General features: G+C 65.4%; 12 protein-coding genes. 4 read left to right on the top strand and 8 right to left on the bottom strand.

The annotated features are described in order from the left end of the window. Positions 1-13: 13 nt before the first annotated feature. The 5 genes from AB7245_RS10375 to AB7245_RS10355 form a co-directional block, all read right to left on the bottom strand. On the bottom strand, positions 14-2,023 hold the full coding sequence (locus AB7245_RS10375) for a HAMP domain-containing methyl-accepting chemotaxis protein (RefSeq protein WP_085402535.1): 2,010 nt from the start codon (positions 2,021-2,023) through the stop codon (positions 14-16). Positions 2,024-2,293: 270 nt separating this feature from the next. Next, positions 2,294-4,840 carry an HWE histidine kinase domain-containing protein gene (locus tag AB7245_RS10370; protein ID WP_135216715.1) on the bottom strand — a complete coding sequence of 849 codons (2,547 nt, stop codon included), beginning with the start codon at positions 4,838-4,840 and terminating at the stop codon, positions 2,294-2,296. After that, positions 4,837-5,421 carry a biliverdin-producing heme oxygenase gene (locus tag AB7245_RS10365; protein WP_085402533.1) on the bottom strand — a complete coding sequence of 195 codons (585 nt, stop codon included), beginning with the start codon at positions 5,419-5,421 and terminating at the stop codon, positions 4,837-4,839. The genes AB7245_RS10370 and AB7245_RS10365 overlap by 4 nt, the downstream gene beginning before the upstream one ends. Positions 5,422-5,552: 131 nt before the next feature. Then, positions 5,553-5,720, bottom strand: coding sequence for a DUF1127 domain-containing protein (locus AB7245_RS10360; RefSeq protein WP_085402532.1), 168 nt, complete (start codon positions 5,718-5,720; stop codon positions 5,553-5,555). A 53-nt stretch (positions 5,721-5,773) separates the two neighbouring features. Then, positions 5,774-6,217: a nuclear transport factor 2 family protein gene (locus AB7245_RS10355; protein ID WP_085402589.1), complete on the bottom strand. Its 444-nt coding sequence runs from the start codon at positions 6,215-6,217 to the stop codon at positions 5,774-5,776. Positions 6,218-6,308: 91 nt separating this feature from the next. Between AB7245_RS10355 and AB7245_RS10350 the strand changes: the two genes are divergently transcribed. Next, positions 6,309-7,232, top strand: a complete 924-nt coding sequence (locus tag AB7245_RS10350; protein WP_085402531.1) for a LysR family transcriptional regulator — start codon at positions 6,309-6,311, stop codon at positions 7,230-7,232. A 125-nt stretch (positions 7,233-7,357) separates the two neighbouring features. On the opposite strand, the gene AB7245_RS10345 is transcribed toward AB7245_RS10350, so the two are convergent. Continuing rightward, positions 7,358-7,978 carry a glutathione S-transferase family protein gene (locus AB7245_RS10345; protein ID WP_085402530.1) on the bottom strand — a complete coding sequence of 207 codons (621 nt, stop codon included), beginning with the start codon at positions 7,976-7,978 and terminating at the stop codon, positions 7,358-7,360. Positions 7,979-8,119: 141 nt separating this feature from the next. On the opposite strand from AB7245_RS10345, the gene AB7245_RS10340 reads away from it, so the two are divergent. After that, positions 8,120-9,400, top strand: a complete 1,281-nt coding sequence (locus tag AB7245_RS10340) for a flavin-dependent oxidoreductase (RefSeq protein WP_085402529.1) — start codon at positions 8,120-8,122, stop codon at positions 9,398-9,400. A gap of 261 nt (positions 9,401-9,661) precedes the next feature. On the opposite strand, the gene AB7245_RS10335 is transcribed toward AB7245_RS10340, so the two are convergent. Then, positions 9,662-10,084: a PaaI family thioesterase gene (locus AB7245_RS10335; RefSeq protein WP_439034222.1), complete on the bottom strand. Its 423-nt coding sequence runs from the start codon at positions 10,082-10,084 to the stop codon at positions 9,662-9,664. Positions 10,085-10,136: 52 nt separating this feature from the next. Beyond that, positions 10,137-11,276, bottom strand: coding sequence for an A/G-specific adenine glycosylase (gene mutY / locus AB7245_RS10330; RefSeq protein ID WP_085402588.1), 1,140 nt, complete (start codon positions 11,274-11,276; stop codon positions 10,137-10,139). 128 nt (positions 11,277-11,404) lie between these two features. Between mutY and AB7245_RS10325 the strand changes: the two genes are divergently transcribed. Then, positions 11,405-11,896: a DUF721 domain-containing protein gene (locus AB7245_RS10325; protein ID WP_028150718.1), complete on the top strand. Its 492-nt coding sequence runs from the start codon at positions 11,405-11,407 to the stop codon at positions 11,894-11,896. Positions 11,897-12,036: 140 nt separating this feature from the next. Next, on the top strand, positions 12,037-12,693 hold the full coding sequence (locus AB7245_RS10320; protein WP_085402527.1) for a DsbA family protein: 657 nt from the start codon (positions 12,037-12,039) through the stop codon (positions 12,691-12,693). The last annotated feature ends 23 nt before the right edge of the window (positions 12,694-12,716 follow it).

The raw sequence follows: 12,716 nt of genomic DNA, 5'->3' as shown, positions 1-12,716 counted from the left end.
GGGTCGGCGCCGATCAGGCAGCGTGGACCGAGTCCAGGAACTTCGCGACTTCCTGTTTCAGCCGGTTGCTGTCTGAAGACAGCGAGCGCGCCGCCGAGAGCACCTGCGAGGAGGCCGAGCCGGTCTCGGAGGCGCCGCGCTGGACGTCGCCGATATTGATCGAGACGCGCTGCGTGCCATGGGCGGCCTGCTGGACGTTGCGGGAGATGTCCTTCGTCGCCGCGCCCTGCTCTTCCACGGCGGCGGCCACCGCCGACGAGATTTCCGACAGCCGCTCGATCGTGCCGCTGATCTCCCGGATGGAGCCGACCGACTGCTCGGTCGCGGCCTGGATGCTCGAAATCTGCTGGCCGATCTCGCCGGTCGCCTTCGCGGTCTGCTCGGCCAGCGCCTTGACCTCGGAGGCGACCACCGCAAAGCCGCGGCCGGCCTCGCCGGCGCGCGCGGCCTCGATGGTGGCGTTCAGCGCCAGGAGGTTGGTCTGGCCGGCAATCGTGCTGATCAGCTCGACCACGTCGCCGATGCGGGCGGCCGCCTTGGACAGCTCGCCGACGCGCTCATTGGTCCTGCTTGCCTGCCCGACCGCCTCGTTGGCGATCCGGGCCGATTCCTGCACCTGGCGGGCGATCTCGGTGACCGAGGAGGACAGCTGCTCGGTCGCGGACGCCACCGCCTGCACATTGGCCGTGGCCTCCTGTGACGCCGACGCCACCTCGGTCGACAGATTCTGCGCGCGCGTCGCGGTCGTCGTCAGGGTGCCCGCCGACGCCTCCAACTCGTTCGATGCCGACGACACGGTGTCGACGATCTCGCCGACCGCCTGCTCGAACTGGTCGGCGAGCCGGACCATGTCGGCCTTGCGGCTCTCCGCCTGCCGCGCCTCGGTCTCGGTCTGCTCCGTGCGCAGCCGTTCGGTGTCGATCATGTTGGTCTTGAACACCTCGATCGCCTTGGCCATGTCGCCGATCTCGTCGGCCTTGCCGCGCCCGGGAATCCCGACCTCGAGATTGCCGCCGGCCAGCAGCCCCATCGCTCGCGTCATCGACGTCAGGGGACCGACGATGCTGCGGGCGATCAGGAAGGCGACGATCAATCCGAACAGGGTGGCAAGGCCGCCCGCGATCGCCTGCACGGTGGTCGTGCCGTCAATCACGGCTTCGGCCTGGCTGCGCGACTCCTTGTAGTCCTTCTTCAAGGCGGCTTCCGCGACCTTGAGCTTGGCGATGCTGTCGACGATGAGGGGCGCGAGGCTCTTGTGGTAGATCTCGTCGGCCTGCAGCATCGCGGCCGACGTCGTCTCGAACGCGGATTTGTAGATTCCGAGCGAGGTCTTCACCGGCGCGAGCGTCGTACGCAGTTCGGTCGCCTGCGGGCTCTTTTCGAGCGCCGAGAGGCGCTGCGACGCCCTGTCCACATTGGTTCTGAAGTTGGCGGGCCCCTTGCTGTCGCGCAGGGCCAGGAAACGCCAGTTCGCGATCTGGACGAGCAGGAGTCTGGATTCGAGGTCCGCAACGAGGGCCCCGGTGTCTTCGTCGACGGCTGCGCGCGCCACATCGACCAGCTTGCCCATCTTGACAGTCAGCTCGTCACCGCTCGGCAGCAGCGTCGCCTTGCCGGTCCGCGCCTCGTTGACGGCGTCGCCGAGATTGTCACGCAGGCTTCGCATTTTCGCGATGTCGGCGATCAGATCGTTGTAGAGCTTCCGCCGCTCCTCGGAGAGCGTTCCCTGCGCCCCGACCTTCAACAGCTCGGTCGCCGCGGTTTCACGCTCTGCGGCCTCCTTCATTGCGGGCTCGCTGGCGTCGTAGATGTAGCGCAGATTGGCGCGCTGGATCGCCTGAAGATGGGTCGAGACCTCCAGGACCCGCGCCGTGCTGTCCGAAAATGCCGAAGCCTTTGCGACCTGGTCCTGCACGGACCGCAAATTCCAGATGGCGACCACCGCCATCACGAGACCAACCGCCACCAAGGCCATGAAACCCGCGTACAGGCGTCCCCTGATCCGCAAACGAAAGTTCGGCATTCCCACTGTCCACCCAGGTGCATGTGAATTCGGGCGGACGAACGACCCCGGCAATCGTCACGGCCACCCCCGGCAGCCGCGAGTCGCTTTTCGGCACCCACGCTGCACCGCGGTACAATGAGGGACACTCGTTAATTGAACCTTCCGATTTTTCGCGCATGTGTGTGCCGGCCCGCACAGGACCTGCTGATTTTATCGGCAGTTGCGCAGGTTTCGGTGCAAAGCCCGCAGCCGCTTGCAGAGCGCTGCACGCGTCGCCGGGATGGATGTCTATTGAGCGACCGTCCCCTGCAATTTGCCGAGCGCGTTCTCGACGACTTCCAGCGTGTAGGGCTTCTGGACCACCGGCGCGAACGCCAGCTCTTCCGGGATCGGCGCGCGCTCGCCATAGCCGGTCGCGAACATGAAGGGCACGCCGATCTCCTTCAGCTTCTCGGCCACCTTGATGCTGCTCTCGTTGCCGAGGTTGAGATCGAGCAGCGCAAAGCCCGGACGCGTGCGCTCGATCGCGCGCAACGCCTGGTCGACGCTCGCCGCAGTGTCGACATGGCGGGCACCGAGATCGAGCAGGATGACTTCGGCCGCCATGGCGATGATCAGATTGTCCTCGACGATCAGCGCGGTCTCGGAAATTCGCGGACGGGCGGGTTGCTGCTCCTCGACGCGCATGGCGGCTCCTCCGATTGATGGCACCAGTTCGACAAAATTGGGCGGGATGATGAACTTGGCCTGCACCCCGAGCAGGTCGAACCGGATTTCGGCTTCGCCCTTAAGGTCGAAGGGGACGGAACGCTCGATGATGGTGGTCCCGAAGCCGCGGCGCGACGGCGGCTGCACCGGCGGCCCGCCGCTCTCCTTCCATTCGATGACAAGGCTGGAAGATGGATCGAGGCGCCACACCACCTCGACGCTGCCGGTGGAATCGGCCAGCGCGCCATATTTGGCGGAATTGGTCATCATCTCGTGCACGACCAGCGCCAGCGTCGCGAACGCCTTGGGATCGAGCGCGACGTCGGGCCCGCCCATCTTCACGCGGCCGGCGCGCGCGCCGAGATAGGCGCCGGCCTCGGACTCGACCAGCGAGCGCAGCGCAACCGGCGCCCAGTTCAAATTGGTGATCTGGTCGTGGGCGCGGGCCAAAGCCTGGATGCGGCCACCGAGCACGCCGGCAAACTCCTCAACCGAAGTTGCAGTGTCCTTGCTCTGCGCGACCAGCGCGCGGACAAGGCTCAAAATGTTGCGGACGCGGTGATTAAGCTCGGCGATCATCAACTCCTGCCGCTCCTGCGCGCCGCGACGCTCGCGGGCGGCAAGGTCGGACAGTTGCAGGATCACTTCGAGCAGCGTGACGCGCAGGCTCTCGGCGATGCGGATGTCGGCCGTGGACCAAGGTTTCGACTGGCCCGCCACCGTTTCCTGCCAGAGCTCAAAGCTCTTGCGCGGCGTCAGGCGCGGTCCGTTCGGTCCCTCGTCATAGACCTTGTCGGGCGCGCCGGCCCAGTTCACTGAGCGCACGACCTCGCGCCGGAAGAAGATCAGGCAATCGCGCGGAGTCCGCGAGATCGGAATGGCGAGAAATCCGGCTGCGCGGTCGCGAAAGGACTGCCCGGCAGCATAGACCTTGGCAATCTCGGCACTGGCGAAAATCCGTCCCGGCGAGGTCCGGTTGATGAAGGCGACCAGCTCCTTCACCTCGTCCTCGGTCGGCGTCTGGCCCTGAAGCGTGATCTTGTTGTCGGACCATACCGCCACGCCGTCGCAATCGATCATCCCGCGATAGTCGCCGAGGAAGTCGACGATCGCGCGCCGGCTGTGCTCGTGCGAGGCCGCGGTCTCGATCAACCGCTCCTGCACCTGGTGAGCGCGCATCTCATAGGCGACATTGCCCTCGCGCTCGCGCCCCTCCACGATCCAGGAGAACATCTGCCCGAACAGCTCGGACGCGGTGCGCTTCTCGAACGAGATGTAGCGCGGCGAATAATGATGGCAGGCGAACAGGCCCCACAGCTTGCCGTCGCGCAGGATCGACACCGACATCGAGGCCCCGACGCCCATGTTGCGCAAATATTCGATGTGAATCGGCGAGACCGAGCGCAGCACGCTCATGGAGAGATCGAGCAGCCCCGCATTGTGCGTTGCCGTCGAAAACAACGCGGCTGGTTTCGAATTGATATCGGCGATGATGCGCAGCCAGTTGCGCTGATAAAGGATGCGGGCCTGCTTGGGGATGTCGGAGGCCGGATAGTGCAGGCCGAGAAACCGTTCGAGGCCGGCTTCCGCAGCTTCAGCGATCACCTCGCCCGATCCGTCCGGATGAAATTGATAGACCATGACGCGGTCGAAGCCGGTCAGGACCTTGAGCTGGCGCGCCGCCTCGCGGGCGAGCTCGGTCATGCCGCGCGTCTTGCGGATTCGCTCCAGCATCAGGCGGACGAGCTCGCCGGAATTGACGCCGGGCTCGTTGACGCTGGGCTCTGCCTCGATGACCAGATAGGCGCCGGAGAAGTGGATGGAGAGATCGTAAGGCGGCTTGCCCGCCTGGAGCTCGACACCGAACAGGCGCTCGGTCGTATCCGGGCCGGTGAGATGATCGACGCGGCCGCGAATGGTCTCGACGGCGGCTTCCGAGATGACGCGCGACAGCGGCTGCTGCAGCAGGTCGGCGACGTCAGTCCCAAGAAAGCTGCCGACATTGTCGGAGGCCATGCAGATCGTGAAATCCGACAGCACCGTGAGCAGGAAGCCGAACGGCTGGACGCTGCCGGGAATGTGGATCGGCTCGCGATCGCAATTGGTGAGATTGACCGCCTCGTTCATGCGCGGTCCGCCGCCTGCTCGAAGGCCGCGAAAGCGACACGTGCCGATTCGATCGTCTCGTCCGCGTCGCAATCCTCTTCGTTTTGAAGCTGCGCCAGAAAGCTCTGCCAGAGCCGCTTGCCCGCGCCATGACTGAGATACGCGGTGGCCTCGCCGATGCGCGGATCGCCCGCATCCGCGACCGCCTTCAGCAGAAACTTTGCGCCGAGACGGGAGCCCTCCAGAACATACAACGTGCCGAGCATGCCACTGCGCGTCAGCGGCGGCACGGATACGGTGGATTGCGCGGCGCTGCCGAGCTGCCCGAGATCGGCCGCGATTGCGGCGCTACGCGCCCGCTCCAGCCAATCCGGAAACATCGTGGCGACGCCAGCCTGCACAAGCGCAGCTTCGAGCGGAAGAAGTGCGCCGGCGCTGGCTTGCAGGAAACGGCGGTAACCGGACAAGACCGTGAGGTCGAACGACGAAAGCTGCGCATCGAGCTCGCGGTGCGCATTCGCAGTCGCATCTCTCAATCGTTCGCGGAGTCCGGGAAAGCTGCGGCCCACCTGTGTTGAAACGTCCGAAACCCCAGCCAGCATGAATTTCCCAAACGCGTGCAATGCCGGGGGCGCGATTGCCCCCGAACCGAGCAAACGCCCGGCGGAACCCGAAGGTTCCGCCGGCTCCGATAAAATGGGAGGCAGGCGGCGGCTGGATCTCGTCCGTTCGTCTAACTCCGTCGCACCGGTCTCCTCAGTTCGTACGCGATCTCCGCCCAGGTCATGCCGCAGTCCTGAAGCTCCCGTTCGCTCATGGCGGCGAGCTGGTACCGGGCCTGGGACCGCTCGCGCCTGACAACGACGATCGCTATCAGCCTGCGCCAGATCGACACGACCATCGCCGAACGGGGCCGACGGCACCGGTCGGCGGACGAGATGGTCCTCAATCCGGTCAGCTCGCGGCCCTCACGGGCGTCTGCGGAAACGGACCAAGCGCCCTCTCGGTCAGGGTCGAGTCGCAATATTCCCGGATCTCCTTGATCTTCCCGTCCTCGAGGCGAAACACCAGGCAGTAGTCGTTGTCATAACGAACGCCCTCGGGCGTGACGTTGTCGCCCTTGGCTTCCACCACGACCACGTCGCCATCGGCGATGAAACGGTGAGCTACGGTGCGGGTCCGGTTGCGCAAGCGGGTGCGCACATAACCGTGCAGATCGTTGAGGATCGCCTCCTTGCCGGTGAAGGTGCGGGACCAGGAATACTGGCCGGTCACGACCCATCTGGCATCGTCGGCAAGGCTTGCGGTGAACAGGGCCCGGTCGCGTGCGGCCGGATCGGGGCTGGCGGCGGCGGCAAAGATATCCTGCATCAGTTTCTTGTTGGCGCTCGCGCTCATGGCGGCATCTCCGTTTGGTGGCAACACGGAGATCATCCCTGCCGGATAAGAATTCTTCAAATCGATAGTGGATATGATATCTATTCGCCTCATGAATTTGAATTCGCTTGACCTCAATCTCCTGACCGCGCTCGACGCGCTGCTGCGCGAGGCCAATGTCAGCCGGGCCGCGCTTCGGATCGGGCTGTCGCAGCCGGCCACGAGCCATGCGTTGCAACGCCTGCGCGACATCTTCGGCGATCCGTTGCTGGTGCGCACCGGCGCGCGCATGGAGCTGACGCCGCGGGCGCAAGCGCTCCGCGCGCCGCTGGCCCAGGCGCTCGACCAGGTGCGCGGGCTGTTCATACCTGACGACTTCGACGCCGCGCGCAGCGAGCGGCAATTCCGCCTGATGATGCCTGATCTCGCGGTCGAGCTGCTGATGCCGCCCCTGATGGAGAAAGTCACCCAGGCCGCCCCCAACGTCCGCATCGACGTCGTGCCTTGGCGAGGGTCGACGATCTTCCACGCAGAATTCGCCCGCACCATCGATCTCGTGATCTCGATCGGCAACGCCTTCAAGGGTTTTCACCGCCAGCTGCTCTACACCGACAGCGACGCGCTGGCGGTGCGGCGCGGCCATCCCATGGCTGCGAAGCTGAAGCGGCGCGAGACGTTCCTGGCCGCACGCCATGTCGGCGTGATCATCCGCGGCAGCAGCGAGGATTTGATCGACACCTGGCTGCGCACCAAGGGCATCGAGCGACACATTTCGCTGGTGGTGTCAGGCTATCTCGAAGCGCTGCACGTCGCCGCCCGCACCGACCTCGTCGCCTTCGTGCCGCGCCGGCTGATCGCCGCGCTGTCGAAGCAGCTCGGCCTCGTCACGGTGACGCCGCCGCTCGACCCCGGGATCGACGAGCAGTTCATGTTCCATCCGACCCGCGCGCAGATGGACCCCGGCTCGATCTGGCTGCGGCGACTGATGCTGGAGACGGGACGTGAATTGGAGCAAGCCAAGCGCAAGCTATCGTAGGGTGGATTAGCCGAAGGCGTAATCCACCAACTTTTGCATCTGCGGAGACAAACAGAGGTGGGTTACGCCGAGCAGATACGCTTCGCGCATCTGCTCGTCTAACCCACCCTACGAGAGCTACGTTCCTACGCCTTCTGCGCGTCCATCACCTTGCGCACGGCGGGACGGTCGGACATGCGCTTGAAGTGGTCGGCGATCTTCGGCGTGGCGTTGATGTCGACGCTGTCGCCTTCGAGCCAGGTCGACAGGGTATAGAGATAGGGGTCGCAGATCGTGTACTGCTCGCCCATCACCCACGGTCCCTTGAACATCTTCTGTTCGATCAGGGAGAAGCAGGCGCCCATGGTCTTCGGAATCATCGCCTTCATGTCGGCGAACGAGCTCTCCTCGGCAGCCCAGCGCGCGCCGCGCATCTTGTGGGCATGGTTGATGTGCACGGTCGAGCAGAGATAGGAGTTGAACGACTGCACCCGGGCGAAATCGAAGGGATCGTCGAGCGGCGCGAGCTTCGCCTTGGGGAAGGTCTGCGCGACATAGGCCAGCATCGCGGGCGTCTCGGTCAGCACGCCGCGATCGGTCACCAGCGCGGGCACGCGGCCCTTCGGGTTGATCGCGAGGTAATCCGGGCTGTTCTGCTGGTTGGTCTTGAAGCTCAGCCGCTCGGCCGTGTAGTCGGCACCGGCCTCTTCCAGGGTGATGTAAGTGGCGAGCGCGCAGGTGCCGGTGGCGTAGTAGAGCTTGAACATGTCGGACCTCATGGGAAAGCTGGAAGTTAACGGCTGTCGTCCCCAAGGTCCATAGCACGACGTTCTCCGTGCTTTTGCTCTTCGCAGTTGCCCACCGCCGCCCGCCTGTGCCAAGACGCCCGCAATCGGAGGGGTTTTGTCATGACGGTACTCATCGCCGGTGGCGGCATCGGCGGGCTGACGCTTGCGCTCAGCCTGCACGGAATCGGCGTTCCCGTAAAAGTGTTCGAGAGCGTCGCCGAGCTGAAGCCACTCGGCGTCGGCATCAACGTGCTGCCGCATGCCGTGCGCGAGCTGATCGAGCTCGGGCTGATGGACAGACTGGACGCCAGCGGCGTGCGGACCTGCGAACTCGCCTATTTCTCCAAGCACGGCAAGCCGATCTGGAGCGAGCCGCGCGGGCTGGAAGCCGGCTACAAATGGCCGCAATTCTCGATCCATCGCGGCACCCTCCAGCAGCTCCTGCTCGACACCGCGATCGAGCGGCTCGGCCGCGAGAATATCTTGACCGGCCACCATCTGACCGGCTGGACCGAGACGGAAAACGGCGTGCGCGCCGACTTCATCGACAGGGCGACCGGCAAGGCTGCCGGCAGTTACGACGGCGCGATCCTGATCGCCGCCGACGGTATCCATTCCGCCGTGCGAGAAAAGCTCTATCCGCAGGAGGGACCACCGATCTGGAATGGCCGCATCCTCTGGCGCGGCGTCACGCCGTCAAAAGCCTTCCTCACCGGCCGCACCATGATCATGGCCGGGCACGAGATCCTGAAATTCGTCTGCTATCCGATTTCGAAGGCGCCCGATGCGGCGGGCAACCATCTGATCAACTGGGTTGCCGAGCGCCACATGCCGCCGACCTATCAGTGGCGGCGCGAGGACTATAACCGCACGGCGCGCCTGGAGGAGTTTCTGCCCTGGTTCGAGAGCTGGCAGTTCGACTGGCTGGACGTGCCCGGCCTGATCAAGAACTGCCCGCACGCCTACGAATATCCGCTGGTCGACCGCGATCCGGTGTCGCAATGGACCTTCGGCCGCGTCACGCTGATGGGCGACGCCGCGCATCCGATGTACCCGATCGGCTCGAACGGCGCCTCGCAGGCGATCCTCGATGCCCGCACCATCACCCGCGAGATCCTGGCGCATGGCCCGACGACCGCGGCGCTGCTCGCCTATGAGGCCGAGCGGAGGCCTGCGACCACCGACCTCGTCCTGCTCAACCGCAAGAACGGCCCCGAGCAGGTGATGCAGCTCGTCGAGGAGCGCGCGCCCGACGGCTACGACATCGTCACCGACGTGCTGTCGCAGCAGGAGTTGGAAGACATCGCCGCAAACTACAAGCGCGTCGCCGGCTTCCAGGTCGAGGCGCTGAATGCGAAGCCGCCGATCGTGAGCGCGGATGCAAAGCGGATGGGAGCGTGAGCTCGCGCAAGAAGCGAGATGCGCATTAATGTGCCCTCGCCCCTTGCGGGAGAGGGCAGCACCACTGGCAAACATACACTCGCTTGGGTGAGGGGTCCGTCTCCGCGAGTCCAACTCGCATTTGAGTTCGCGGAGAGAAACCCCTCATCCGGCGCCATAGCCGAAGCTTCGCTTCGGCGTTCTCTTAAGAACGGCGGCCCGAAGGCCGCCTATGCCACCTTCTCCCGCAAGGGGAGAAGGGAAGAGGAATGCGCGGCTCTACTATTTCCCCACCACCCTCGCCGCCTCCAGCAGCCGCTCGCTGGCGCTCGCCGTCGCCAGCACCGTGCCGTCTTCCGCCATCAGCTTCGCCTCGACGAACGCAATCGTCTTGCAGAGTTGCGTCACCCTGGCCTCACCGATGATCGGGCCGGGCCTTGCGGGGCTGAGGAAATTCACGGTCATGCTGATCGTGGTGGTGTAGAGCCGGCCCTCGCTCATCACCAGCACGGCCGGCCCCATGGTGTCGTCGAGCATGGCAGAGAGCATGCCGCCCTGGATGAAGCCCGCCGGATTGCAGAACTCGGGCTTGCCCTCGAAGGCGAGCCTGATCCAGCCCTCCTCCGGACGGGCATCGAGCAGGCGCCATCCGAGCAGCTCGGCGCAGGGCGGCCTTGGAAAGTTGTTGAGTGCGGTCTTGACCATTGGCAGCCTCCGTATCGGGCGCTGATAGCGTAGCGCTGCTGCCAGCGTGCTGTCAGGAAGGTGGGGCCCTTGAAGGGTCCAGCGCGTGTGCGATCACCTTGCGCATGACGTTGGGCAGCGCTTCACCGGCGAGGGTCGCGATCGGCACCCAGCGCATGCCCTCGGGCGCGCGCGTACGCGCTTCGGCCTTCGCCGTGTAGACCACCAGCTCCAGCGGAAAATGCGTGAAGACGTGGGTGACGACGCCCACCTTGCGCTGCCAGCGCGACAGCCCCTTCAGGTCCGGTGCCTGCTGCTTCGCCGTCGCGTCCTCCTGGCCGGCCAGCCAGTCCGAGCCCGGCACCTCGGTCATGCCGCCAAGGAGGCCTTTTTCGGGCCTCGAGCGGACCAGCAGCTCGCCGCCGCGCGTCACGACGAAGGCAGCCCCGCGCCGCAACGTTCCGCTCTTCTTCGGCGCCTTGCGCGGAAACGTTTCCTGCGTCGCCAGCGCACGCGCGGTGCAATCCTCATTGAGCGGACAGAGCGAGCAGGCCGGCTTCTTCGGCGTGCAGATCGAGGCGCCCAGATCCATCAGCGCCTGCGCGCTGTCGCCAGCACGAGACGTCTCGTCGCCGGCGCGAGCGTCCGCAAGCAGCGTCGCCGCCAGTTGCTGGATCAGCGGCTTGGCCTGCGGCAGCTCCTCCTCGACGGCGAACAGGCGCGACACCACGCGCTCGATGTTGCCGTCAACAGGCATGGTGCGGCGGTCGAACGCGATCGCGGCGATCGCGGCCGCCGTATAGGGCCCGATGCCCGGCAGCGCGCGCAGCCCCTCTTCCGTGTCCGGAAACACACCGCCGTGCTCGCGCGTCACGGCCACCGCGCAGGCATGGAGATTGCGCGCGCGGGAGTAATAGCCGAGCCCGGCCCACATCCGCAGCACGTCATCCTGCGACGCCCGGCCCAGCGCCGTGACATCCGGCCAGCGCGCGACGAACTTTTCGAAATAGGGGCCGACGGCTTTCACGGTGGTCTGCTGGAGCATGATCTCCGATAGCCAGACGCGGTAAGGGTCCGAGGTCTCGCCGGGCATCGCGCGCCATGGCAGACGGCGGCGATGGCGGTCGTACCAGGCGAGCAACAGCGTTGGGCGAGCCGATGCCTCCGACTGAATTGGTTCCGACTTGGCCATTAGTGCCGATTTGGGGCTCATGCCCTCACTGTAGCGGCAACGCGCCGGCCTCTCCACGTCATGGCCGCGCTCGTCGCGGGCATCCACGTCTTTCTTCGCGGAACGCTCCCCAATGGTGAGGCCTGCGCTCCAAGGTGCTATAAGGGTCCATGTCCAAATTCCCTCCCAGACCCGGTCCCATCAGCGCCAAGCCGCTGTCGCTGCTGCTCAACGACGTCTTTGCCGAGGCCTATGCCAAGCAGGGTTTTGCGGCGCGCGAGCTGGTGACCCGATGGGCGCAGATTGCCGGGCCGGAGATTGCGGCCCATGCCGAGCCTTTGAAGATGCAATGGCCGCGGCCGGTCGAGGGCCAGCCGCAGGAGCCGGCGACCCTGGTGCTGCGGGTCGAGGGGCCGATGGCGCTGGAGATCCAGCACTCCGCCGACGTGATCCTGGAGCGGGTCAATCGCTTCTTCGGCTGGAGCGCGGTCGGCAAGCTCGCCTTCCGCCAGGCCCCCCTGTCGCGCGCCCGGCCGCCGGTCCGGCCCGGTCCGCCGGATCCCAAATCGGTGGCCAAGGTGGCGGAGAGCCTGGGGGACATCGAAGATGAAGAATTGAAGACAGCGCTGGCGCGGCTCGGGGCCGCCATCAAGCGAAATTGAGCCTCATTCCGCCGGTAATCTGAACCCGTCCCTGTCGCTCGCCATTGCCTCGAACTACGTTTCAAGCTAGCGACAGGCCGCCTGAACGGGAACTTTGATAAGAACCTTGGGGCGAGACCACACCAATCCGGGAGCCGACCTTGATCATCACCCGCCGCGCCTTCAACACGATGCTGTCGCTGACCGGTCTTGCCGCGCTCGCCGGGCTGTCGCCGCTGCGGTTCATCTCCGAGGCGATGGCGCAGTCGGCCGCCGATGTGGCCAAGCCCGTGTCGCTGCCCGACATGGCACTCGGCGCCAAGGACGCCCCCGTCACCATCACCGAATATGCCTCGATGACCTGCCCGCATTGTGCGGCGTTCAACGAGCAGGTGTTCCCCAAGATCAAGTCGGAATACATCGACACCGGCAAGGTGCGTTACATCTTCCGCGAGTTCCCGCTCGACATCAAGGCCGCCGCCGGCTCGATGCTGTCGCGCTGCATCGCCAAGGACGACGCGTCGAAATATTTCGCGGTCACCGACATGCTGTTCCGCCAGCAGAACGATTGGGTGCTGAAGAACACCACCGAGACCCTGACGCGGATCGGCAAGCAGGCCGGCCTCACCCAGCAGCAGGTCGAGGCCTGCCTGAAGGACCAGGCGCTGCTCGACAAGATCGCCGCCGACCAGAAGTACGCCAGCGACGTTCTGAAGGTGGATTCGACGCCGACGTTCTTCATCAACGGCGAGAAGATCAAGGGCGAAGCCTCGTTCGATGAATTCGCCAAGAAGATCAATCCGCTGCTGAAGAGCTGATTTTCCCCGCTCAACGCCTGATT

This window comes from Bradyrhizobium sp. 604_D8_N2_3, assembly GCF_051810765.1.
Lineage (GTDB): Bacteria > Pseudomonadota > Alphaproteobacteria > Rhizobiales > Xanthobacteraceae > Bradyrhizobium > Bradyrhizobium barranii.
Note: the sequence above shows the minus strand (reverse complement) of the source record. Positions and strands in the feature narration are given on the sequence as shown.

Excerpts from the sequence above, each read along its gene's own strand:
- AB7245_RS10375 (WP_085402535.1), bottom strand. The coding sequence starts at position 2,023 with ATGCCGAACTTTCGTTTGCGGATCAGGGGACGCCTGTACGCGGGTTTC.
- AB7245_RS10370 (WP_135216715.1), bottom strand. The coding sequence starts at position 4,840 with ATGAACGAGGCGGTCAATCTCACCAATTGCGATCGCGAGCCGATCCAC.
- AB7245_RS10365 (WP_085402533.1), bottom strand. The coding sequence starts at position 5,421 with ATGCTGGCTGGGGTTTCGGACGTTTCAACACAGGTGGGCCGCAGCTTT.
- AB7245_RS10360 (WP_085402532.1), bottom strand. The coding sequence starts at position 5,720 with ATGGTCGTGTCGATCTGGCGCAGGCTGATAGCGATCGTCGTTGTCAGG.
- AB7245_RS10355 (WP_085402589.1), bottom strand. The coding sequence starts at position 6,217 with ATGAGCGCGAGCGCCAACAAGAAACTGATGCAGGATATCTTTGCCGCC.
- AB7245_RS10350 (WP_085402531.1), top strand. The coding sequence starts at position 6,309 with ATGAATTTGAATTCGCTTGACCTCAATCTCCTGACCGCGCTCGACGCG.
- AB7245_RS10345 (WP_085402530.1), bottom strand. The coding sequence starts at position 7,978 with ATGTTCAAGCTCTACTACGCCACCGGCACCTGCGCGCTCGCCACTTAC.
- AB7245_RS10340 (WP_085402529.1), top strand. The coding sequence starts at position 8,120 with ATGACGGTACTCATCGCCGGTGGCGGCATCGGCGGGCTGACGCTTGCG.
- AB7245_RS10335 (WP_439034222.1), bottom strand. The coding sequence starts at position 10,084 with ATGGTCAAGACCGCACTCAACAACTTTCCAAGGCCGCCCTGCGCCGAG.
- mutY (WP_085402588.1), bottom strand. The coding sequence starts at position 11,276 with ATGAGCCCCAAATCGGCACTAATGGCCAAGTCGGAACCAATTCAGTCG.
- AB7245_RS10325 (WP_028150718.1), top strand. The coding sequence starts at position 11,405 with ATGTCCAAATTCCCTCCCAGACCCGGTCCCATCAGCGCCAAGCCGCTG.